This window comes from Pseudomonas agarici (genome assembly GCF_900109755.1).
GTDB lineage: Bacteria > Pseudomonadota > Gammaproteobacteria > Pseudomonadales > Pseudomonadaceae > Aquipseudomonas > Aquipseudomonas agarici.
Genome location: NZ_FOAR01000015.1, coordinates 119,846 through 141,411, shown reverse-complemented (window position 1 = coordinate 141,411; position 21,566 = coordinate 119,846). Strand labels below are relative to the sequence as shown.

Sequence of the window (21,566 nt, the reverse complement as noted above, 5' to 3'; positions counted from 1 at the left end):
GCGGTTTTAAGCCTGACTAAGCGGTCGAGGCTTCGCAAGCCTGGCGGTTGAACCGCGAGCATCATAGAGCGTGGGAGGCTCGCCGCCGGTCAGGATCTTCAACTGGTTGGTGGTTGTCGCTTGCTGAACCTGGATGCTGCGTCCATTGAGTTCGTTGGCTGTCTGGCAATCGGCCAGGAGCTGAGTGAGCACCTCGCTTTGGCTCAGTAGTTCGTCGCCCACGCTCGACTGTGCGGCCAATTGTTCCAGGCCGACGCGATTTGCGGGCAGATTAAGGCTGGCGAGGATTTGGCTGCGTTTGCGGCCATGCTGTTCTAACAGAACGATCAGCGCCTGCTTGCGCGCCAGAATGTCTTCCAGCTCGAACATGTTACGCCCGTGGAGCGCTAGAGATTCGGCGCGAAGCAACTCAAGCAGGTCTTGAGCTGGAGCAAAATCTTCGGTGATCAATTGCAGTAACGTGGTGTCGTGCATGGCTGGCCTAGGGTTTTAAGCGTCCAAAAGCCTGGCGCTGGCGGAGCCTAGCGCTGGGCTTCGAAGTTGAGCAGTTTGCTGGCTACGCGGTTGCTGTCGACCTTGTAGCTGCCGTCGGCAATTGCCTGCTTCAACTCGGCCACACGAGCGCTGTTGACTACCGGCTGTTCCTGCAGCTTGTCAGTGATCTTTTGCAACTGTTGAGCCTCATTGCTGAGGTGTACCGATTCTCCGCTCTGGCTGACCGAGTTGGCCTGACTGTTCACGGAGGCAGACTTTCCGGCACTCTCGGTTTCCTTGTTGGCACTGATACGCGTACCGCCTGTCAGTGACAGGGCGTTATTCAAACGACTGAAATCGATGACCATAATAAAAAAACCTCTGGGTATTTGGACGCTTGCCTTGTTTTCGGCGATACCCGGAAAAACTTTAGGCTCATCTGCGAATGAGTCTGCACGTGCGGGCTGTGTTCCTGTCTGTCTGGGTCACAGTTTAGGAAATGCACTGACTTCGCGCCAGCTATCTACAAGGTCGCTTTTATTTACAAAGCGACCTCTACCTGCCCAGGCGCTGTGATGCGGGCTTTGATGATACGTTGCGAGTTGAGGTTCTTGATCCGGATCTGTTCGTTGAGGCCGCCATTGGACAGGGCCTCTCCTGGCATCTTCACGACGAGGCTACCGCTCGTCGCACTGATGACCACCTGATCGCCCTTGCGTACCACTTCGGCTTGTTCCAGATGAGCCAGGGTGATGACTTGGTCCATGACCATCGGTCGGACAATTTTTTGCCCGATAGCCTGGTCCGGAGAGGTCAGGAAGCCCTGGTTGATCAGGCTGATATCCCGTTCACGCAATACTACGTCGCCCGGTTCGATGATCCCAGTGCGCTTGAGCGGACGGGTGGTTACCAGCACATCGCGAAACAGTTTGACTTGGGCCGGTACGAACACGGTCCAGGGCGAGCTGCCCTCGCAGCGGATTTTCACGGTGACCCGGCCAATCGGGGTCGCGGGGCTCTCCAGGCTGGCTGTCAATTCCTTGTCGCAGGCGGCCATGCGCAAACGCGGATCCAGTTGATTGACCTGGATGTCATATCGACCTTCGGTTTGACTGGTCGCCAGATAGTCTTCTACGGTGAATTCAAGAAAGCCTTGGGTCACGCCGATAAGCTGATCAGGTAAGGTCACCGATTGCGCAAAGGCAGGAGTGCCAGGGCTCAGGCAGCATAAAGCCGACAAAGCCCAGGGCAATCTGCGGTACCGTGTCAGGCGTCGAAAAAATGTCGTTTGTGCTTTCATAACAACATAAAAAGCAAAGCTCGTGCCGTTTACGCTGGAATGCGTGTCGGATTTGAAGCTTGGGTGAGAGGGGGCTGGCATGGCGGGTGTGATGGATTCGGTGAACCAGCGTACACAACTGGTGGGGCAGAATCGCCTTGAACTGCTACTGTTTCGTCTCGACGGCCAGCAGTTGTATGGGATCAACGTCTTCAAGGTACGCGAGGTGCTGCAATGCCCTAAGCTGACCCTGATGCCCAGGTCCAATCCAGTCGTGTGCGGTGTGGCGAATATTCGTGGGGCAACCATCCCGATCCTCGACCTGGCGATGGCCACCGGCTCCGGGGGGCTCAAGGACCGGAGTAATCCGTTCGTGATCATTACGGAGTACAACACCAAGACCCAGGGGTTTCTGGTGACGTCGGTGGAGCGCATCGTCAACATGAACTGGGAGGAGATCCATCCGCCGCCCAAGGGCACTGGACGTGATCACTACCTGACCGCGGTGACGCGGATCGACAACCAGTTAGTGGAGATCATCGACGTCGAGAAGATCCTGGCCGAAGTTTCACCCACGCCCGAGTCGATTTCCCTCGGCGTGGTGGATGTCGAGACCCAACGTAAGGCGGTGTCGTTGCGAGTGCTCACGGTCGATGATTCGTCGGTGGCACGCAAACAGGTCACGCGCTGCCTGCAGACGGTGGGTGTCGAGGTGGTTGCGTTGAACGACGGTCGGCAGGCGCTGGATTACCTGCGCAAGCTGGTCGACGAGGGCAAGAAGCCGGAAGAAGAGTTCCTGATGATGATTTCCGACATCGAAATGCCCGAGATGGACGGCTATACCCTGACGGCGGAGATCCGCAACGATCCACGCATGCAAAAGCTGCATATCATCCTGCATACTTCCTTGTCGGGTGTCTTCAATCAGGCGATGGTGAAGAAGGTCGGTGCCGATGACTTCCTCGCCAAGTTCCGTCCTGATGACCTGGCATCCCGGGTGGTTGACCGGATCAAGGCTGCAGAATAACGGCTCGGGGATTCGTCCCCGGCGGTACTGGCGATTTAAGAGGCGGCATCATTGTCTACGGGTAATTTGGATTTTGAACAGTTCCGGGTCTTCCTGGAAAGGGCCTGTGGCATTCTGCTCGGTGAAAACAAGCAGTATCTGGTTTCCAGCCGCCTCAACAAACTGATGGAGCAGCAAGGCATCAAGTCCTTGGGCGAGTTGGTCCAGAAGATCCAGGCCCTGCCGCGCAGTGGTCTGCGTGAGCAGGTGGTGGATGCCATGACCACCAACGAAACGCTGTGGTTTCGTGACACCTATCCGTTTGAAGTGCTGAAGGGCAAGGTATTGCCGGAAGCGATCAAGGCCAGCCCTGGACAGCGCTTGCGCATCTGGTCGGCCGCCTGTTCATCGGGGCAGGAGCCCTATTCGATTTCGATGTCGATCGACGAGTTTGAGCGGACCAATATGGGCCTGTTGAAGGCGGGGGTGCAGGTCGTCGCCACCGATCTGTCGGGGCTGATGCTGACCAACTGCAAGACCGGGGAATACGACAGCCTGGCCATTGGCCGTGGTTTGTCGGCCGAGCGCCTGCAGCGTTACTTCGATCCGAAAGGACCCGGCCGCTGGGGGGTCAAGGCGCCGATCAAGAGCCGGGTCGAGTTCCGTTCGTTCAACCTGCTGGACAGCTACGCCAGCTTGGGCAAGTTCGACATCGTGTTCTGTCGTAACGTACTGATCTACTTCTCCGCCGAGGTGAAGAAGGACATCCTGATGCGCATTCGCGCAACCCTCAAGCCGGGGGGCTATCTGTTCCTCGGTGCCTCCGAGGCTTTGAACGGCTTGCCGGACCATTACCAGATGGTGCAGTGCAGCCCAGGGATCATCTACCAGGCCAAGTAGCCGCGCAGTACCGATCAGGCCTTGCGCTTGCGGGTGGCCTTGCAGTTGGCGCCGAGACATCCCGAAGGCACCTTCGATACGACCCCGGGCCATCGTTCATTTTCAGTGGCGGCGCCAATGCACGGGCGGGGCGTTGGCGTTCGGTTTTGATGCCTGTAGCGGAGCCTTTGAAGTCGTCATGCGGTTTGCAGGTTTTTTTGCCGCTTTACCGGCACTCGGCGGAAATGCCTTGCCGCTTTTCTGGCATTGCCGCCCTTTGCCCCCTCACAAAGCCTTGATTTACCGCCTTTGAGGAATTGGCATGAGGCTTGCTTTGGTTCTGCCAACGAAAAACCTGTTTCAACGATCAGGTCAACTCTTGAAGGTTTCCCGACATGAGCATCAGCTTCGATAAAGCGCTCGGTATCCATGAGAAAGCCCTGGGCTTCCGTGCCCAACGTGCCGAAGTGCTGGCCAACAACATCGCCAACGCTGACACGCCGAACTACAAGGCTCGGGACATGGACTTTTCCTCCGTGCTCGCCGAGCAGAGCGAAAAGGCCAAGAGCAGCACCTTCGCCCTCAATACCACCAACAGCCGTCATATCGAAGCCCAAGGTCTGGGCGACGGCGATGCGGCGTTGCGCTACCGCACGCCGATGCAGCCGTCGATCGACCAGAACACCGTGGATGCGCAGATCGAGCAATCGAACTATGCGCAGAACGCGGTCGACTTTCAGGCCAGCTTTACCCTGCTCAACAGTAAATTCAAAGGGCTGGTATCAGCCCTGCGCGGAGAGTAAGCCATGTCCCTTGCCAGCGTCTTCAACATTGCCGGTAGCGGCATGAGTGCCCAGACCACTCGCCTGAACACTGTCGCCAGTAACATCGCCAACGCCGAGACCGTCTCGTCGAGCATTGACAAGACCTACCGGGCGCGTCACCCGGTGTTCGCGACCCTGTTCCAGGGCGACCAGAGCGGCGGCAACTCGTTGTTCCAGAACCAGGATGCGGCCGGCCAGGGTGTTCAGGTGATGGCCGTGGTCGAGGACCAGAGCAATCTGGAAGCCCGCTATGAGCCCAATCATCCGGCGGCCGACGCCAAGGGTTATGTCTACTACCCAAACGTCAACGTGGTGGAGGAGATGGCCGACATGATTTCCGCCAGTCGCTCGTTCCAGACCAATGCGGAAATGATGAACACCGCCAAAACCATGATGCAGAAGGTTCTGACCCTGGGTCAGTGATAAAGGGCCACAGCCATGAGTGTTTCCGATTCCATCAGCGGTTTGAGCCTTAACGACATTATCAATGCCTCCAACAACAAGGTGGCCAGTAATAGCAATACCGATACACTGGGTAGCGCCATTGGGAGTGCCTCCGGTGGTCAGGCCTTGGGCAAGGATGCATTCCTGAAGTTGCTGGTGACCCAGCTCAAGAATCAGAACCCGCTGGACCCCCAGGGCAACAGTGCTTTCGTCGCTCAATTGGCCCAGTTCAGCAGCCTGGAAGGCATCACCACGCTCAACAGCAGCGTGAACAACATCGCTGGCGCCTTCCAGTCGTCCCAGGCGCTGCAGGCATCGTCGCTGGTCGGTCGCTCGGTCATTGTGCCGACCGACAGAGCCATGGTCGATACCAGCAAGCCATTTACCGGCACGGTGACGACCCCGGAATCCGTCGACAACCTGACCCTGAAGATCAGCGATTCGACGGGTAAGGTGGTCAAGACCATCGACATGGGTAGCCAGAAAGCCGGCAACGCCGCTTTCGCCTGGGATGGCAAGGACGATTCGGGCGCCTTGCTGGCCAACGGTACGTACACGTTCAGTGCCACTTCGCAGATCGACGGTAAGGCGACCGCTTTGGTTACCCAACTGCCGGCGACCGTCAGCAGCGTAAGCCTGGGGCAGAACGGCGGTGAAATGATGCTTAACCTGGCGGGCTTGGGCAGCATTGCTTTGTCCAAAGTCCAGACCATTGGCCTGTAAGAGCCGATCCACGCGAAACAAAGGAGTGAACCATGTCTTTTAATATCGGCTTGAGCGGTCTCAATGCGGCCCAGAAACAGCTCGACGTCACCGGCAACAACATTGCCAACGTCAACACCACCGGTTTCAAGTCGTCCCGTGCGGAGTTCGAGGACGTCTACTCGGCGACCAAGCTCGGTGTTGCCGCCAAAACCATCGGTAATGGTGTGAACCTGGCTAACGTTTCGCAGAACTTCGGCAATGGGGGTATGACCGCCACCGGTAACGCACTGGATATGGGAATTCAGGGTAACGGTTTCTTCACCCTGAGCGACAATGGTTCGCTGAGCTATACCCGTGCCGGTACCTTCAAGACCGACAAGGACGGCTACGTCACCAACTCCGATGGTACCGCTCGCGTGCAGGGTTTTGCCGCTGACGCCAAGGGCAATATCATCCCCGGCGTACTGACCGACCTACGCATCGACGTCTCGAACCTGCCGCCGCAGACCACCACCACGGTGGGTGCGACGATCAACTTCGATTCGAAGTCGCCGGTGATCAATCAGGCCACCACTCCGTTCGACCCGTCGAACCAGGCGAGCTACACCAAACCATTCAGCTCCGACATTTACGACACCCAGGGCAACAAGCACTCGCTGGACCAGTATGTGGTCAAGACCGCTGCCAACACCTGGAACGTCTATACGCTGATTGACGGGCGCAACCCCGATGGTACGGCGGCAACGGTGCCGACAGTGCCACCTACCGTACCGGCTGCCGCAACCGACCCGGTTCCTGTGCCAATGGCGTTTGACTCCTCCGGCAAGTTGACCAGTATCGGCGGAACAGCCGGCAACACCAGCATCACCGTCACTGGTTGGATTCCTGGCGTGGTGACCAATGGCGTGTGGGCGGCCAACGGCGCAGGTGCCAATCCTGCCGGCATCGCCACCGACTGGTCGAAGACCTCTCAGTTCAACGCCGACACTTCTCGTGCCAACATCATCAGCGACGGTTATGCCACAGGCCAGATCACCGATATCAATATCGATGGTTCTGGCGTCATCTTCGCCAACTTCAGCAACAACCAGCACAAGGCTATCGGCCAGGTAGCGGTAGCAAGTTTCACTAACGAACAGGGTCTACAGCCCAAAGGTGGTACCAGTTGGGTACAGACCTTCGCCTCGGGCCAGCCGGCTTACGACGGGGGAGCGGTCGGTACCAATGGTTCGATCGTTTCCGGCAACCTGGAAGGCTCCAACGTCGACCTGACCAGCGAGTTAGTGGACCTGATCAAGGGCCAGAGCTACTACCAGGCCAACGCCAAGACCATCTCCACCCAAAGCACCATCATGCAGACCATCATCCAGATGACTTGATGCTGTTTTTCTCGCACCGCAAAAGTCCGCTGCCCTTGGGTGGCGGATTTTTTTTGCCTGATGTTTGAGCTGACGCCAAGGTCGCGATTGTGGTTTTTCTGGTGGGCAAAAGAAAACCCCCGCCAGACCCAAGGTCCGGCGGGGGGTTTCAGGTTTGCGCTCGAAGACGCTGTCCCGCTCAGCTTATTGGCAAGCTTCGCAATCCGGCTCATCGATGGCACAGGCCTTTGGCACTGGCGCCGGACCGGCAGGTGCCGATACGCTCGGTGCGGCCAGGACCGAATCGTCGCCGTGGTTGCCACCACTGGAAACAGCATTCAGCTTGCCGGTGTTGATGGTTGACTTTTCGGTGCTGGTCGCAGCCAGGGCACGGAGGTAGTAGGTGGTCTTCAGGCCACGGTACCAGGCCATGCGATAGGTCACGTCGAGCTTTTTGCCCGAAGCCCCGGCGATGTACAGGTTCAGCGATTGCGCCTGGTCGATCCACTTCTGGCGACGGCTGGCGGCGTCGACGATCCATTTGGTTTCCACTTCGAATGCCGTCGCGTAGAGCTCCTTGAGTTCTTGCGGGATGCGTTCGATCTGCTGCACGGAGCCGTCGTAGTACTTCAGGTCGTTGATCATCACCGAGTCCCACAGGCCTCGAGCTTTCAGGTCGCGAACCAGATACGGGTTGATCACGGTGAATTCGCCCGACAGGTTCGATTTCACGTACAGGTTCTGGTAGGTCGGTTCGATCGACTGCGATACGCCGGTAATGTTGGCGATGGTTGCGGTCGGTGCGATAGCCATGATGTTGGAGTTACGAATACCTTTTTGCACACGGGCACGGACCGGTGCCCAGTCCAGGCTTTCGTTCAGGTCGACATCGATGTATTTCTGGCCGCGGGCTTGGATCAGGATCTGTTGCGAATCCAGCGGTAGGATGCCCTTGGACCAGAGCGAGCCCTGGAACGTCTCGTAAGCGCCACGCTCGTCGGCCAGGTCGCAGGAGGCCTGGATCGCGTAGTAGCTGACCGCTTCCATGGACTTGTCGGCGAACTCGACGGCCGCGTCGGAACCGTAAGGAATGTGCTGTAGATACAACGCGTCCTGGAAGCCCATGATGCCCAGGCCGACCGGGCGGTGCTTGAAGTTGGAGTTCTTCGCCTGTGGCACCGAGTAGTAGTTGATGTCGATCACGTTGTCGAGCATGCGCACGGCGGTGTTCACGGTGCGTTGTAGCTTGGCGGTGTCCAACTGGCCGTTGACGATGTGGTTCGGCAGGTTGATCGAACCCAGGTTGCAGACGGCGATTTCGTCCTTGTTGGTGTTCAGGGTGATTTCGGTGCACAGATTCGAGCTGTGGACCACGCCCACGTGTTGTTGTGGGCTGCGCAGGTTGCAGGGGTCCTTGAAGGTTAGCCATGGGTGGCCGGTCTCGAACAGCATGGACAGCATCTTGCGCCACAGGTCCTTGGCCTGGACGACCTTGAACAGTTTGATCTTGTTGTACTCGGTCAGGGCTTCGTAGTACTCATAACGCTCTTCGAAGGCCTTGCCGGTCAGGTCGTGCAGGTCCGGCACTTCCGAGGGCGAGAACAGGGTCCACTTGCCGTCATCGAAGACGCGCTTCATGAACAGGTCAGGGATCCAGTTGGCGGTGTTCATGTCGTGGGTACGGCGGCGGTCGTCACCGGTGTTCTTGCGCAGCTCGATGAACTCTTCGATGTCCATGTGCCAGGTTTCCAGGTAGGCACAGACTGCACCCTTGCGCTTGCCGCCCTGGTTGACCGCCACGGCGGTGTCGTTGACTACTTTCAGGAACGGCACGACGCCCTGGGATTTGCCGTTGGTGCCCTTGATGTATGAACCCAGTGCGCGCACCGGTGTCCAGTCGTTGCCCAGGCCACCGGCGAATTTCGACAGCATGGCGTTGTCGTGGATCGCGCCGTAGATGCCCGACAGGTCGTCCGGCACGGTGGTCAGGTAGCAGCTCGACAGTTGTGGACGCAGGGTGCCGGCGTTGAACAGGGTCGGGGTCGAGGCCATGTAGTCGAAGGAGGACAACAGATTGTAGAACTCAATGGCACGATCTTCACGCTGCTTTTCTTCGATCGCCAGGCCCATGGCTACGCGCATGAAGAAAATCTGCGGCAGTTCGAAGCGGATGCCGTCCTTGTGGATAAAGTAACGGTCGTAAAGCGTTTGCAGGCCCAGGTAGGTGAACTGTTGGTCGCGCTCGTGGTTGATTGCCTGGCCCAGTTTCTCCAGGTCGAACTCAGCCAGGACCGGGTTCAGCAGCTCGAACTCGATACCCTTGGCGACATAGGCCGGCAGAGCCTTGGCGTAGAGGTCGGCCATCTCGTGGTGAGTGGCGCTCTCGGCCACGGCCAGGAAGCTCAGGCCTTCGGCGCGCAGGGTGTCCATCAGTAGGCGTGCGGTCACGAACGAGTAGTTCGGCTCGCGTTCCACCAGGGTGCGGGCGGTCATCACCAAGGCCGTGTTGACGTCCTTCAGGGCCACGCCGTCGTAGAGGTTCTTCAAGGTTTCGCGCTGGATCAGATCGCCGTCGACTTCTTCCAGGCCTTCGCAGGCTTCGCTGACGATGGTGTTCAGGCGACCCATGTCCAGGGGCGCGACACTGCCGTCGGCGCGGGTGATACGGATCGATGGGTGCGCGTTGACCAGCTCCTCGGCTGGCGAACGAATAGCACGTTCCTTGGCGCGCGAGTCACGGTAGATCACGTAGTCGCGCGCGACTTTCTGTTCGCCAGCACGCATCAGGGCCAGTTCGACCTGGTCCTGGATTTCCTCGATATGGATGGTGCCGCCCGAAGGCATGCGTCGCTTGAAGGTCGCGGTAACCTGTTCGGTCAGGCGTGCAACGGTGTCGTGAATACGCGACGAGGCGGCGGCGGTACCGCCTTCAACTGCAAGAAACGCTTTGGTGATCGCGACGGTGATCTTGTCATCGGTATAAGGAACGACAGTGCCGTTACGCTTGATCACGCGCAGTTGGCCCGGCGCGGTAGCAGACAGATCCAGGTTCGAATCGGAAGTCTGCGGCACAGTGCCCTGCGGGTTCTCGCGAGTTGTGTCGGTTTGCATGGGTGTCTCCACGTTCTTTATGTTTGTTTGGGCACCACGAAGGTGTCCACCGTTCCGTCTTGAAGCACGACAACCGACGAGCGTCGTCGGCCATCACCACTTCAGGACAGCAGGAAGGGAGCTGTGGGCGCCGCTTCCTTGCCGAAATTTCAGCGGCACCGGGCTATGCCCGTTGCCGAGTTCCTGATGGGTGACAGTCGTGTACTGCAACACCCGTACCGTTTTCCCACGCAGCAGGGGGAAACGGTCGCCATCCGCACGCACGGTTGGGCTTTCTGAGAATCTGTTTAGTTCAACCCCGCGCAAGCAAGAAAGAGAGCTTGAACTTCTCGTTCGAAATGTGTTTGGTTTTTTTGACGGAAAACCCTATATCTAGGGGGGTTTCTGTCGTCATGCTACAAGATAATGCGTTTTTGGGGGCGATTGCAACGTGCTACCTGTGGATAAATCTGTGCGTAATTTGTGTATGAAAGCCTGAAAGTACGTGTGGGCCACAGCAGCACTGGAGTGGACCGTTTGTCACTGTTTTTTATCCAGCCCGAGCATGGCCTGGCCGGTTTTTTGCGGGCGCGCACCCTACCACAAAAAATGCGTGTCACCGAGTGCAAATCCCGCCGTGTGTGCTATTGCCGCACCGTTGTTATAATCGGCTGATCGCCTGTTTTCATTAGCTTCAGATGGCCACGGCACCAAGAAAATCAGGAACTGCACGAAATGTTTTCGCGTGAAGGCCAAGCCGGCTTTCAATGCCGCATGGGCGAGGGCAGATACATTTCGTACAGGGCCCAACGAGCGGCTATCAGGCCGGGAGGCTGACCAGGCTCAGCAAGTGTTCGTCCTGGAGGCCGAACTGCGCCTGTAGCTCGACGCCATAGTGCCATTCGTCGGACAGGTCGGTCAGCAGGCGCAGGCGCACATGGCCCTGCTCGTCCCACTCCAGCACTTCGGCGTGTTCGAAATAGAAACGTTTGCGCACCAACGGATAGAGGGCTTTGAACAGACTTTCCTTGACGGAAAAGGTCAGGGTCACCAGCAGCGCGATCTGCTCTATGGGACCTGCGGCCAGGCGCTGTTGTTCGTCAGGGACGAGGATTTCCCCGGCCAGGCGCCCGGCGCGCTCGTGGGACAGCAGGTTTTCCAGGTCCATCCCCAGACCGCGCCAGTGTCGCTTGTCGGCAACGATGGCTGCTGCGCGGCCGTTGCTGTGGGTAATCGAGCCGCAGACATGGCTGGGCCATACGGGGCCTCGGTCTTCGCCGATCGGTGGCACGCAGTCGGTGCCGTCCAGTTGCAGCAGGGCGGTGCGAGCGCAGAGCCGTCCGGCGAGAAATTCGGCCTGGCGCTTGGCGACCGAGCGCCGGATGCTCGCCGGCACTTCTATCCGGCTGCGCTGGAAGTCGTCCACGGCCAGTTGGCTCGGGTTGAAGTGGGTGGCGAGCAGCACGCTATGTGGCACGGCCTCGGGGAGCGGCCAATGCTTATCGAGCGGTGTGCAGCAAGCGGGGAGAGCGGGGAACGGATTCATACTGGGCATTTTGCCGGGTCGAGACCAGACTGGGTAGGGGCAGATCCGATTCAGTCTGTGTTCAGGGCCACTTGGGTACTCTATATCGATGATGATGCGCCGGGTCTGCAGCCGCTGGTTTGCCGTATCTTTTACGAAATACGTTGGCGGGACTGAGTGACCGTTATTGATGAAACGATGCCCGGGTCGTTGGAGAGCGTTATGAAGTTGCTGGTGGTAGAAGATGAGGCGCTGTTGCGCCATCACTTGCAAACCCGATTGACCGACAGCGGCCATGTGGTTGAGTCGGTCGGCAATGCCGAAGAGGCGGTGTACCAGACCGAACAGTTCAACCATGACCTGGCGGTAATCGACCTTGGGCTGCCGGGCATGGGTGGATTGGACCTGATCCGCAAGCTACGGGCGCAGGGCAAGGTATTTCCGATCCTGATCCTGACCGCTCGCGGCAACTGGCAGGACAAGGTCGAGGGCCTGGCCGCCGGCGCTGACGACTATGTGGTCAAGCCTTTCCAGTTCGAGGAGCTGGAAGCGCGGATGAATGCCCTGCTGCGTCGTTCCAGCGGTTTCACCCAGTCAACGATCACCGCCGGGCCGTTGCTGCTAGACCTCAATCGCAAGCAGGCGTCTCTCGAGGATCAGCCTCTGGCCCTGACCGCCTACGAATACCGGATCCTCGAATACCTGATGCGCTATCACCAACAGGTGATCGCCAAGGACCGCCTGATGGAGCAGTTGTACCCGGACGACGATGAGCGTGATCCGAACGTGATTGAGGTATTGGTTGGACGCCTGCGGCGCAAACTGGAGGGTACCGTGGGCTTCAAGCCGATCGATACCGTGCGCGGCCTGGGCTATCTGTTCAACGAGCGCTGTCGGTGATTCGTTCGCTACGGGTGCGGCTGATGCTGGCCGCCACGACCCTGGCGATTCTATTTATGCTGGCGCTGCTGCCAGCGATGCAAGGGGCTTTCAGCCTGGCGTTGCAGGACTCCATCGAGCAACGCCTGGCCTCGGACGTGACCACGCTGATTTCTGCGGCGCGGGTGGATAACAAGAAGCAGCTGCAAATGCCCGAGCTACTTCCCGATGAACAGTTCAATCTGCCGGATAGCCGCCTGCTCGGTTATATCTTCGACCGCGACGGCCGGCTGGTATGGCGTTCACGGGCCACCCAGGAAGAAAACATCAACTACAAGCCCCGTTATGATGGGCGTGGCAACGAGTTCGCGAAGATTCGCGAGGACAATGGTGGCGAATTCTTCGTCTACGACGTCGAGGTCAAGCTGCTCGGTGGCAGGAGTGCGGCCTACAGCTTTGTTGCCTTGCAACCGATGCGCGAATACAAGATGACCCTCGCCGGTTTGCGCGAGAAGCTCTACCTGGGCTTCGGTGCGGCGCTGTCGGTGCTGTTGGCGTTGCTTTGGCTCGGCCTGACCTGGGGCCTGCGGGCGCTGCGGCGCTTGAGCCAGGAACTGGACCAGATTGAAAGCGACGAACTGCAAAGCCTCAGTGAAGAACACCCGCGCGAATTGCTGCGCTTGACTGGCTCCCTCAACCGCTTGCTGCACAGCGAGCGCGAACAGCGCAGCCGCTACCGCGATTCCCTGGATGACCTGGCCCACAGCCTGAAGACCCCGCTGGCGGTCTTGCAGGGCGTCAGTGAAAGCATGGCCCAGCGCCCACGGGATCGCGACCAGGCGTGGATCCTGCAAAGCCAGATCGAACGCATGAACCAGCAGATCAGCTACCAGTTGCAGCGTGCGAGCTTGCGCAAGAGCGGTCTGGTTCGGCATCAGGTCGAGTTACGCCCGGTGCTCAAAAGTCTGTGCAACACCCTGGACAAGGTCTATCGCGACAAGCATGTCCGAGTGGTCATTGATGTGCCTGAGTTCAGCCATGTGCCGATCGAGCAGGGAGCCTTGCTGGAATTGCTCGGAAACTTGCTGGAGAACGCCTATCGGTTGTGCCTGAGCCAGATCCGTATCAGCCTGCGCCGCGGTTTGCAGGGTATCGAGGTGTATGTCGAGGATGACGGCCCAGGTGTTCCTCCAGACCAGCGCGCGCGGATTCTCAGGCGCGGCGAACGTCTGGACCGCCAGCACCCAGGGCAGGGCATCGGCCTGGCGGTGGTCAAGGACATCATCGAAAGCTACGATGCCGAACTGACCCTGGGCGACTCATCCCTGGGCGGCGCTTCGTTTCGTATCCACTTCCCGGCGCCTTGACGCTCGAGTCCTGGGCGCGATAAGTGCCCGGTTTCAGCTCCGTATATTTCTTGAACGTCCTGCACAACGCCAAGGATTCGCGGCCCTCAACTGGTCGGCAGCTCTGCTGCACTGACAGCTCGCGGCGTCCCAGGTGCCGGATGGCGATATCCCGCCGCAACTGATCCTTGGATTCACGGCTGTTTCCAGGTTACTGCAGGGGATCAGCGACTGGCACATCATGGCGAAGGTGCTACTCTGGCAACGGTTCTGGCCGAAGCTGGGGTATTCGTCGGCCAGTTCCAACCACAGGCCTTCGGTACGTTCAGCCGTTCGGGGAGACTGCCAGCCATTACAACAATCCCGAACAGCAATGGTCCCGCCGCCGGGCGCCATCCAGGGCAGCATGGGCGAGGTGGCTGGTAACGCGGCGTTTTCGCATTGGCAGTGCTCTGGCCCATTGAATGGTGGATCTTGGCCAGAGATATCCGCCATGAATACGGCGGATATCCGCCAAAATCGCTGGCTGTCAGGAGTGGAAGGGCGGAAAACCGCCATCTGGGCTAGGAAGGCAGGCTGACAGAAGGTCGGTGAAGGCCTGATGGCTAAAGGCTTTGTCGGAATCTTCCGAAAGTGGCGCGAGCTTTGCATGTAGGTCAGAGTCTGCCCCACGCAGTTCGACAAACAACAAATCCCTCCAGTGAAGGAGGGTTCGTGCTTCAGGTTGTGTATCTGTCAGTTGGATGACAGCTGTGTGATCTCTTGAGGAACTTTGCAATGACGACTCGTCAGCCACTGTACAAATCCCTGTATTTCCAGGTAGTCGTAGCGATCGCTATCGGCATCCTACTCGGTCATTTTTATCCCCAGACCGGCATGGCTCTCAAGCCACTGGGTGATGGTTTCATCAAGCTGATCAAAATGGTCATCGCCCCGATCATCTTCTGCACGGTGGTCAGCGGCATCGCTGGCATGCAAAGCATGAAATCGGTCGGCAAGACCGGCGGCTACGCGCTGCTGTACTTCGAAGTCGTCTCGACCATCGCCCTGCTGATCGGCCTGCTCGTGGTGAACGTAATCCAGCCGGGCAGCGGCATGAACATCGACGTCACTACCCTGGACGCCTCGAAAGTCGCTGCCTACGTTTCCGCCGGTGCCGACCAGAGCATCGTCGGCTTCATCATGAACGTGATCCCGAGCACCATCGTCGGTGCGTTTGCCAACGGCGACATCCTGCAAGTGTTGATGTTCTCGGTGATCTTCGGTTTCGCCCTGCATCGCCTGGGCGCCTACGGCAAGCCGGTGCTGGACTTCATCGATCGTTTCGCCCACGTGATGTTCAACATCATCAATATGATCATGAAGCTGGCGCCGTTGGGTGCGCTGGGTGCGATGGCTTTCACCATCGGGGCTTACGGTGTCGGTTCCCTGGTGCAACTGGGCCAATTGATGATCAGCTTCTACATCACCTGCATCCTGTTCGTGGTGGTGGTACTGGGCTCCATCTGCCGCGCCCATGGCTTTAGTGTACTGAAGCTGATTCGCTACATCCGTGAAGAGCTGCTGATCGTACTGGGCACTTCCTCTTCGGAATCGGCGTTGCCACGCATGCTGATCAAGATGGAGCGTCTGGGTGCGAAGAAGTCGGTTGTCGGCCTGGTGATTCCAACCGGTTACTCCTTCAACCTCGACGGTACCTCCATCTACCTGACCATGGCGGCGGTGTTTATCGCCCAGGCGACCAACGCCCACATGGACATTACCCACCAGATCACCCTGTTGTTGGTGCTGCTGCTGTCCTCCAAGGGCGCCGCGGGCGTGACCGGTAGTGGTTTCATCGTTCTGGCCGCTACCCTGTCCGCCGTCGGCCATTTGCCGGTTGCCGGCCTGGCGCTGATTCTGGGTATCGACCGCTTCATGTCCGAAGCCCGCGCACTGACTAACCTGGTCGGTAACGCCGTGGCTACCGTGGTCGTGGCCAAGTGGGTCAATGAACTGGATGAAGATAAGCTGCACGCGGAACTGGCTTCCGGTGGTCGTGGCATTGAAGACGAGCGTGTACTGGATGACCTGGACGTGGCCGAAGGTCAGGCCTCAAGCGTCAAGTAAGATCAGTGGCTGAACGATAAAGCCCATCTTCGGATGGGCTTTTTTCATGGTGCTCCCGGCAGGGCGCGGAGACTAAAGGATCATCGCTATTGTTCGGCGTTACGGCTATGCCGGTAATCGCTGACTGCCTCATACACCGCCTTGCGCAAGCGGTTGATCCCACCAATCGGTCGATGAGCCTCCAGGCCGTACCAGGGGTTGAACGACTGGTTGTCACAGGCGATATTCTGCGCTGGCGTATCGAAGTCCTGGGCCGGAAGGTGGACACGTGCGACAGTCTCGAACGGTGCATCGCTTTCCTTCCATTCGACGCTGGTGTCTTCGAGCGGCATGTATTTGTTGGCGTTCTGGAGCTGGATCTGCAGGACGAAGCAGGCCGGCATGCGGTCCGTGGATAGCTGCTGGACCAGGGCGCTGCGCAGGAAATTCGGCAGGTCCTGGTTCTGCTTGGGTAATGGGTATTGCGGACAACTCTGGGGATCGGGAGCCACCCGGAATTTAGCGTTGGCGCTGCCGAACTTGTACGGCGATACGGAAAAATAGGTCGTCCGGGTCGGGCTTTGCGGTGACGGCGCCAGGGTCGCCAGGGCGATGAACAGATGGCGGATCTGCCAGCCGCTGGGGTCCCAGCTCGGGAAAAACGCCAGGACCTTCTTACCATCGGCCTGGGCGCCGATATTCTGTTGATACTCGGCGACATCGCTGACAAAAAAGTTGGGGTGGCTGAACATCACGAAATCCTGTTCGTGGCGACCTTGTTGCCCCGTCAGCAACTGCTTGCCGGGGACATCCATCAACTTGATCGCCATGCCACGGGCATCGCGAATGCTGTCGAACTGCGGGTAGGCGTTGCCATTGGACAGGCGTATCAGCGCCTGCCAGGTCTTGCCTGGCTCGGCAAACACGCCCTGACGTAGATCGCTTCGCAGGTCATCGACTACTTGGACTTCGGCCTTCACGCAGCCATGGGCCTTGGCATGGGCATCGCGCAAATAACGCGTGCCTTCGCGGTGCTGGTCGACGATGCGCACGGCGGTCTGGATGATGTCCTGGGTCATGGCCGATTCACCGGCAGGAACCTGCTCTTCGGTCGATACCGGTCCACTGTGGCGCCAGGCGTACCAACCGGTCGACAGCCCCCAGCCGAGCAGCCCGAGGCCGGCCAGGACCAGCAGGGTCTTGCCGAGAAAGGTGCCAAGGCACAGCCAGAGTCGCTTCAACATGAGGACATCCTTTTAGTGTGATCGTGAGGGCGCAGGTTCATGGCAGTTGCTGCTCCAGTGGTCCGCCCAGCACTTTCAGGTATTCGAGCAGGGCCCAGCGCTCTTGCGGCTGCAGCAACCGGCCGATCACCCCATTACCGCGTTTGCCAGCGCGAAATTCATGGCCGCTGTTGTGGTTGCCGCTGATCTGGGTATCGAACAGGAAGCCGTTTTCGAAGGCCTCCTGGCGATAACCCAGGTGACGTGGATCGTATTCGAAGGTCCCTCTGTAAAAGGTGGTGGCGCGTTCATCCTGAGGGGAAAGCAACTGATAGAGGCTTGGCACCGAACCGTTGTGCAGGTAGGGCGGCGTGGCCCAGACGCCCGCCAGCGGTCGTGCCTTGTAGGCCCGTTGTTCGAGTACGCCGATGGGCAGGCCGAAGCCGTCTAGTCGCGGACGCTCGGCGGGGGTGACTTGAGCATCGCGATAGGCACGTTCTTCGACGAATGCAGTGACATAGGCCAGGCCTTTGGCGACTGACAGCTGTGCCATGTCCAGTGGCAGGTCTGGCTTGGGGTGCAGTTGCACGGGCAGTTTCGCCAGTTCCGCCGGGTCCCATTGCAGCGCGCTCAGGTCATAGCGCTGGTCGGCGATATTGTCGGCGGTGTTTGGGTCGGTGCCGATTGCCGCGACCGGAATCGTTTTCAGGTGCTGTACCGGCCGACCATGTTCCTTACTGATCGACGGTACATGGCAGCCGGCGCAGTTCTCGGCAAATAGCCCGCGACCCTGGGCAGCTCGTGCCAGATCAACCTTGCCGAACAGGTCCTCGGGCCATGTTGGCGGTTTGAGACGTTGCAGGGTTTCCTCGATCTTGTACAGGTCGCGCACCCGCACACTGGAGGGATAGCGGGCCGCGCCCTGCAGGGGTTGGCCGTTGGCATCGAAAAAACTCAGGGTGGCGCCGACGCCCAAGGCTTCGCCGATATTACGCGCCATGGGTTGCTGGGCCGAAGCAGTCCACTGGACCCAATCGAAGGTCCAGATATCCCACAGTTGCGGGTAGTCCACCGGAGCATCGGCCACCCGGTAATTCTTGTCGGAGATGGCATCGCCGAAGCTGGCATTGGCGATTCGGCCGAAGGCGTCCGTGCGTCCCGGGCCTTCGAGGGTCGGATACAGGCCGCGATGGGTATCGTTCCAGGCAACATGCAGGAAGGTGTCCAGGGACTGCTTGATGGCGGTACGCAGTTCGGCGTGGCGAGCCTCATAGGCGTCGCCAAGGACCTGACGGGCGAAACGCTCGAACTTCCACGGGTTGTAATAGGTAGCAGCGAGGCTGGCCACCAGCGCCTGACCAAAGCTGCCGCCGCGTAGGGTCGGTACGCTCGAAGGCAGGACGTGCTGTGCCGAACCGCCGTCGATCCGCAGCGCTTGCCCTTTATAGCGCAACTCGCCGGTGTGGCAGGCGGCGCAGGTGATATCCAGGTACTGGGCGTCGCTGCCGGGGTTCTGGTGACGGGTAAAACCTACCGGTAGGTTGCCGGGGTTGTCGGTAGTGGCCTGTTGCTTGGGGTCGATCAGGAAACCGAAACGCGCCAGGTATTGCGCAGTCGCGAAGCGCTGTTCGGAGAAAGGCAGTTCCAGGGCGGTGAACCATTCATAACGCAGGCCTTTCACCTGAGTGCCCTGGGGGGTGTAGTAGAAGGTCTGGCGGTCGACCGGGCTCCACTGCTCCAGGTAGCGGACCTGTTCCGCGGGTATGTATGTCGGCAGTTTCGGATTGGCGATGTAGTACAAAATCACCACGAGGCCTAGGCCCAGCAGGAGTATCAGAGCCAGTAACACACGGTAAAATATGCGCAAGATAACCATCCTTGTCGAGTTGTCCTGCTCTTATGCCTGAGCCATGGTCAGGCAGCAAGTGGCCGCGATGCTCGTCAATGCTGGCCCCTTGTCGGGAGAGGGTGGCGAGCCGGTACGTAAACTGAACGTCAGGGCGTTGAAAAAAGCCCGAAATGGCTGAACTTATTGACGCTTTACCCCTCTCATGCCCATAGCCATTGGTCGTGGCGGCCTGATAAGCTCGCGGCTTTACTCGATTGCCCTTTAGGCGCATGAACAAGGAAATAGCATGAAACAGCATCGGTTGGCGGCGGCGGTTGCCCTGGTAAGTCTGGTACTTGCGGGCTGCGATTCGCATTCCAGCGTAGAGCTCAAAACCCCGGCGCAAAAAGCTTCCTATGGTATCGGCCTGAACATGGGCAAGAGCTTGGCCCAGGAAGGCATGGATGATCTGGATTCCAAGGCCGTCGCCCAGGGCATCGAAGATGCCATCGGCAAGAAAGAGCAGAAGCTCAAGGACGACGAACTGGTCGAAGCCTTTGCCGCACTGCAGAAACGTGCTGAAGAGCGCATGGCCAAGCTGAGCGAGGAATCGGCAGCCAGCGGCAAGAAATTCCTCGAAGAAAACGCCAAGAAGCCAGGTATCGTGACTACGGCTTCCGGCCTGCAATATGAAGTCGTCAAGAAAGCCGACGGTCCTCAACCCAAGTCCACCGACGTGGTGACGGTGCACTACACCGGTAAGCTGACCAACGGCACCACCTTCGACAGCTCCGTTGATCGCGGCAGCCCGATCGACCTGCCAGTGAGCGGTGTGATTCCGGGATGGGTCGAAGGCCTGCAATTGATGCACGTTGGTGAGAAGTACAAGCTGTACATCCCAGCAGACCTGGCTTACGGTGCACAAAGCCCGAGCGCGGCAATTCCAGCCAACTCGGTGCTGGTATTTGACCTGGAACTGCTGGCGATCAAGGATCCGGCCAAGGCCGACGAAGCCGCCAAGTAATCTGGTCGTGCTTGTGCCAACGCCCCGTCTGACGGGGCGTTGTCGTTTCTGCGTCTTGATAAAGCGTGAGAAATCGAACGCAGACGAGTCAGCGTAGTCTTAATCTTGAGCTAATTGACTCGGTCGTAGACTCATGCCAAGTCAATGAAATTGTGGGTTTTTTTTGTGAGTAAAAAACGCCCGATCTGAGCCGGACCCTTGTATGACGGGGCTCTTAGCTAAAAAAAGTGGCTCTGTTCACAAGGTTATCCACAACTTGTGTGGATAACCTGATGCATCCGCCCGCTGGAGTGATAATGAAAGCACCCTGGAGTTTTGCGCGTTTCCTGCCATTGGCTCAACGCTTGTTAGTGCGTGGCCGTTTGCCGACGCTATTGTTCGCGGTGGCGAGCAAAAGTGCCCGGCAAGGTGGACAGTGGGGTAAGTTCAAGGAGGATCTAAAACTGCTCCAGGTACTGTGCTTGACCTACTGGCGCGGTGAATATCGAGCGATCAGTACCAAATCGATGATCACCGTCGTGGCTGGCCTGCTGTATTTTCTCAGCCCCATCGACGCCATACCGGACGTCATCCCGGTGTTCGGCATGCTCGATGATATCGCAGTGCTGGCTTGGGTGATGAATACCCTGGACCAGGAATTGAATGCTTTTCGGGCCTGGCGCCAGCGTCAGATGCCGGAACAATTGCAGGTCGCCGAGCGTTTGCCGGACACGCCAGAGCAATTGCAGCTTGAGCACAATAAAAAAAGTTAATCCAAATCCAGTTGTTCGATGAACAAGCACACTAGCGACCCTGGCGGCTGTTAATATTAAGCTACAGGAAAGCGCTGACTCGCTATGTGTAATCGTCCTACTGGGTGTAGTAATGGATCTTCAAATAATTACCCGTGATGGCGAACCGGAGTATGCGGTTCTCCCGTGGGCTCAGTATCAGGCCTTGCTTGAAGCGGCCGGTTCGCTCAGCCAACAATCTTCTCCAAAACCGTGCGCTACAGCTGTTGCCCCGACCCTGGCATTGCCGGCGTTCGAGCAGTTGCGCAGCCTGCGCGAAGCCAAGGGACTGACGATTGAACGTCTGGCCCGGACCGTCGGTATCAGCCCTTCGTACCTGGGGATGATCGAAAGCGGTGAGCGCGAGCCCGACGCCGCGATTCGCCGCAGTCTGGCCTGGGAGCTGGGCTTGGCCGGCTGGGAGGGTGCATCGTGAGCGTGCGAATCAGTCGCCAGCACTGGGATGGTTTGCTCGGTGAACTTGATCAGGCCCGTCGCCAGCGTCATTTATTGACCTATCGCGCGCTGCTCGAGCGCCTGCAATTGCCGAGCCCGGCAATGCAGACCCTGACGGCAGCCTTGGAGCACCTGGCGACACTCGATGCGAAAGCTGAACAGCCGTTGCGCAGTTCGTTGGTGATCAGCCAAGGCGCCAGTCGCCTGCCGCGCACCGGCTTTTTCGAGTGTGTCGAGCGCCTTGGACGTTTTTCCGGCCCGTCCGACGGCGTAGCGGCAGCGTCCTGGCATGCCTCGGAAGTGGTGCGGGTGTTCGAGTACGATTATCCAGAGTCTGCGAAGGCCTGAAGCGAGTGGCCTGTACGGTT

General features: G+C 58.8%; 21 protein-coding genes. 13 read left to right on the top strand and 8 right to left on the bottom strand.

Annotation, left to right across the window (positions count from 1 at the left end):
* Positions 1-6 precede the first annotated feature (6 nt).
* From BMX68_RS15440 to flgA, 3 genes are all read right to left on the bottom strand, one after another.
* Complete coding sequence (locus BMX68_RS15440) at positions 7-474, bottom strand: flagella synthesis protein FlgN (protein WP_017133036.1); 468 nt, start codon at positions 472-474, stop codon at positions 7-9.
* 47 nt (positions 475-521) lie between these two features.
* Positions 522-842 (bottom strand): flagellar biosynthesis anti-sigma factor FlgM, encoded by a 321-nt coding sequence (gene flgM, locus BMX68_RS15435; RefSeq protein WP_017133035.1) that lies wholly within the window; start codon positions 840-842, stop codon positions 522-524.
* A 173-nt stretch (positions 843-1,015) separates the two neighbouring features.
* Positions 1,016-1,774, bottom strand: a complete 759-nt coding sequence (flgA, locus tag BMX68_RS15430) for a flagellar basal body P-ring formation chaperone FlgA (protein WP_039792725.1) — start codon at positions 1,772-1,774, stop codon at positions 1,016-1,018.
* Positions 1,775-1,853: 79 nt separating this feature from the next.
* Here flgA and BMX68_RS15425 point away from each other — a divergent pair, with 79 nt between their 5' ends.
* On the top strand, positions 1,854-2,780 hold the full coding sequence (locus BMX68_RS15425) for a chemotaxis protein CheV (protein ID WP_026013290.1): 927 nt from the start codon (positions 1,854-1,856) through the stop codon (positions 2,778-2,780).
* A gap of 51 nt (positions 2,781-2,831) precedes the next feature.
* Complete coding sequence (cheR, locus tag BMX68_RS15420) at positions 2,832-3,659, top strand: protein-glutamate O-methyltransferase CheR (protein ID WP_026013289.1); 828 nt, start codon at positions 2,832-2,834, stop codon at positions 3,657-3,659.
* Between the two features lie 176 nt (positions 3,660-3,835).
* Here cheR and BMX68_RS25945 read toward each other — a convergent pair whose 3' ends face one another.
* A complete protein-coding gene (locus BMX68_RS25945; protein ID WP_156430126.1) occupies positions 3,836-4,069 on the bottom strand; it encodes a hypothetical protein in 234 nt (77 codons plus the stop codon).
* Here BMX68_RS25945 and flgB point away from each other — a divergent pair.
* Genes flgB through flgE form a run of 4 tightly spaced genes read left to right on the top strand, consistent with a single transcriptional unit; the run spans position 4,034 to position 6,990 of the window.
* The gene (gene flgB, locus BMX68_RS15415; protein ID WP_017133031.1) at positions 4,034-4,441 is read left to right on the top strand and encodes a flagellar basal body rod protein FlgB; all 408 of its coding nucleotides are present in this window, start codon (positions 4,034-4,036) and stop codon (positions 4,439-4,441) included. The genes BMX68_RS25945 and flgB overlap by 36 nt on opposite strands.
* 3 nt (positions 4,442-4,444) lie before the next feature.
* The gene (gene flgC, locus BMX68_RS15410; protein WP_017133030.1) at positions 4,445-4,885 is read left to right on the top strand and encodes a flagellar basal body rod protein FlgC; all 441 of its coding nucleotides are present in this window, start codon (positions 4,445-4,447) and stop codon (positions 4,883-4,885) included.
* A 15-nt stretch (positions 4,886-4,900) separates the two neighbouring features.
* Positions 4,901-5,629: a flagellar hook assembly protein FlgD gene (gene flgD, locus BMX68_RS15405; RefSeq protein ID WP_017133029.1), complete on the top strand. Its 729-nt coding sequence runs from the start codon at positions 4,901-4,903 to the stop codon at positions 5,627-5,629.
* 32 nt (positions 5,630-5,661) lie between these two features.
* Complete coding sequence (flgE, locus tag BMX68_RS15400) at positions 5,662-6,990, top strand: flagellar hook protein FlgE (RefSeq protein WP_017133028.1); 1,329 nt, start codon at positions 5,662-5,664, stop codon at positions 6,988-6,990.
* A 183-nt stretch (positions 6,991-7,173) separates the two neighbouring features.
* Here the strand turns inward: flgE and BMX68_RS15395 are convergent, their stop codons facing one another.
* Together BMX68_RS15395 and BMX68_RS15390 are read right to left on the bottom strand one after the other, a co-directional pair.
* Positions 7,174-10,080, bottom strand: coding sequence for a ribonucleoside-diphosphate reductase subunit alpha (locus tag BMX68_RS15395; RefSeq protein WP_017133027.1), 2,907 nt, complete (start codon positions 10,078-10,080; stop codon positions 7,174-7,176).
* Between the two features lie 799 nt (positions 10,081-10,879).
* Positions 10,880-11,605, bottom strand: a complete 726-nt coding sequence (locus BMX68_RS15390) for a 4'-phosphopantetheinyl transferase family protein (protein WP_026013288.1) — start codon at positions 11,603-11,605, stop codon at positions 10,880-10,882.
* Between the two features lie 201 nt (positions 11,606-11,806).
* Between BMX68_RS15390 and BMX68_RS15385 the strand changes: the two genes are divergently transcribed.
* The 3 genes from BMX68_RS15385 (at position 11,807) to BMX68_RS15375 (ending at position 15,918) form a co-directional block, all read left to right on the top strand.
* Positions 11,807-12,484, top strand: coding sequence for a response regulator (locus BMX68_RS15385; RefSeq protein WP_017133024.1), 678 nt, complete (start codon positions 11,807-11,809; stop codon positions 12,482-12,484).
* Complete coding sequence (locus tag BMX68_RS15380; protein WP_017133023.1) at positions 12,481-13,830, top strand: ATP-binding protein; 1,350 nt, start codon at positions 12,481-12,483, stop codon at positions 13,828-13,830. The genes BMX68_RS15385 and BMX68_RS15380 overlap by 4 nt, the downstream gene beginning before the upstream one ends.
* A 756-nt stretch (positions 13,831-14,586) precedes the next feature.
* Entirely contained in the window at positions 14,587-15,918 is a 1,332-nt protein-coding gene (locus BMX68_RS15375) for a dicarboxylate/amino acid:cation symporter (RefSeq protein ID WP_017133022.1), read from the top strand.
* Positions 15,919-16,004: 86 nt separating this feature from the next.
* Here the strand turns inward: BMX68_RS15375 and BMX68_RS15370 are convergent, their stop codons facing one another.
* Together BMX68_RS15370 and BMX68_RS15365 are read right to left on the bottom strand one after the other, a co-directional pair.
* Entirely contained in the window at positions 16,005-17,141 is a 1,137-nt protein-coding gene (locus tag BMX68_RS15370) for a catalase family protein (RefSeq protein ID WP_017133021.1), read from the bottom strand.
* A 37-nt stretch (positions 17,142-17,178) separates the two neighbouring features.
* Positions 17,179-18,996 carry a di-heme-cytochrome C peroxidase gene (locus tag BMX68_RS15365; protein WP_017133020.1) on the bottom strand — a complete coding sequence of 606 codons (1,818 nt, stop codon included), beginning with the start codon at positions 18,994-18,996 and terminating at the stop codon, positions 17,179-17,181.
* Between the two features lie 259 nt (positions 18,997-19,255).
* Between BMX68_RS15365 and bamJ the strand changes: the two genes are divergently transcribed.
* The 4 genes from bamJ (at position 19,256) to BMX68_RS15345 (ending at position 21,546) form a co-directional block, all read left to right on the top strand.
* On the top strand, positions 19,256-19,972 hold the full coding sequence (gene bamJ, locus BMX68_RS15360; protein WP_017133019.1) for a BamJ family beta-barrel-assembly machinery protein: 717 nt from the start codon (positions 19,256-19,258) through the stop codon (positions 19,970-19,972).
* A gap of 296 nt (positions 19,973-20,268) precedes the next feature.
* Positions 20,269-20,724 carry a YkvA family protein gene (locus tag BMX68_RS15355; RefSeq protein ID WP_017133018.1) on the top strand — a complete coding sequence of 152 codons (456 nt, stop codon included), beginning with the start codon at positions 20,269-20,271 and terminating at the stop codon, positions 20,722-20,724.
* A gap of 112 nt (positions 20,725-20,836) precedes the next feature.
* Positions 20,837-21,178: a helix-turn-helix domain-containing protein gene (locus BMX68_RS15350; protein ID WP_017133017.1), complete on the top strand. Its 342-nt coding sequence runs from the start codon at positions 20,837-20,839 to the stop codon at positions 21,176-21,178.
* A complete protein-coding gene (locus tag BMX68_RS15345) occupies positions 21,175-21,546 on the top strand; it encodes a hypothetical protein (RefSeq protein ID WP_017133016.1) in 372 nt (123 codons plus the stop codon). Before BMX68_RS15350 ends, BMX68_RS15345 begins: the two co-directional genes overlap by 4 nt.
* Positions 21,547-21,566: the final 20 nt, after the last annotated feature.

Coding starts and splice junctions, on each gene's coding strand:
- BMX68_RS15350 (WP_017133017.1), top strand. CDS start 20,837: ATGGATCTTCAAATAATTACCCGTGATGGCGAACCGGAGTATGCGGTT.
- BMX68_RS15440 (WP_017133036.1), bottom strand. CDS start 474: ATGCACGACACCACGTTACTGCAATTGATCACCGAAGATTTTGCTCCA.
- BMX68_RS15385 (WP_017133024.1), top strand. CDS start 11,807: ATGAAGTTGCTGGTGGTAGAAGATGAGGCGCTGTTGCGCCATCACTTG.
- BMX68_RS15370 (WP_017133021.1), bottom strand. CDS start 17,141: ATGTTGAAGCGACTCTGGCTGTGCCTTGGCACCTTTCTCGGCAAGACC.
- BMX68_RS15355 (WP_017133018.1), top strand. CDS start 20,269: ATGAAAGCACCCTGGAGTTTTGCGCGTTTCCTGCCATTGGCTCAACGC.
- BMX68_RS25945 (WP_156430126.1), bottom strand. CDS start 4,069: ATGGATACCGAGCGCTTTATCGAAGCTGATGCTCATGTCGGGAAACCT.
- BMX68_RS15390 (WP_026013288.1), bottom strand. CDS start 11,605: ATGAATCCGTTCCCCGCTCTCCCCGCTTGCTGCACACCGCTCGATAAG.
- flgB (WP_017133031.1), top strand. CDS start 4,034: ATGAGCATCAGCTTCGATAAAGCGCTCGGTATCCATGAGAAAGCCCTG.
- BMX68_RS15425 (WP_026013290.1), top strand. CDS start 1,854: ATGGCGGGTGTGATGGATTCGGTGAACCAGCGTACACAACTGGTGGGG.
- flgA (WP_039792725.1), bottom strand. CDS start 1,774: ATGAAAGCACAAACGACATTTTTTCGACGCCTGACACGGTACCGCAGA.
- flgM (WP_017133035.1), bottom strand. CDS start 842: ATGGTCATCGATTTCAGTCGTTTGAATAACGCCCTGTCACTGACAGGC.
- flgD (WP_017133029.1), top strand. CDS start 4,901: ATGAGTGTTTCCGATTCCATCAGCGGTTTGAGCCTTAACGACATTATC.
- flgC (WP_017133030.1), top strand. CDS start 4,445: ATGTCCCTTGCCAGCGTCTTCAACATTGCCGGTAGCGGCATGAGTGCC.
- BMX68_RS15365 (WP_017133020.1), bottom strand. CDS start 18,996: ATGGTTATCTTGCGCATATTTTACCGTGTGTTACTGGCTCTGATACTC.
- BMX68_RS15375 (WP_017133022.1), top strand. CDS start 14,587: ATGACGACTCGTCAGCCACTGTACAAATCCCTGTATTTCCAGGTAGTC.
- BMX68_RS15395 (WP_017133027.1), bottom strand. CDS start 10,080: ATGCAAACCGACACAACTCGCGAGAACCCGCAGGGCACTGTGCCGCAG.
- bamJ (WP_017133019.1), top strand. CDS start 19,256: ATGAAACAGCATCGGTTGGCGGCGGCGGTTGCCCTGGTAAGTCTGGTA.
- flgE (WP_017133028.1), top strand. CDS start 5,662: ATGTCTTTTAATATCGGCTTGAGCGGTCTCAATGCGGCCCAGAAACAG.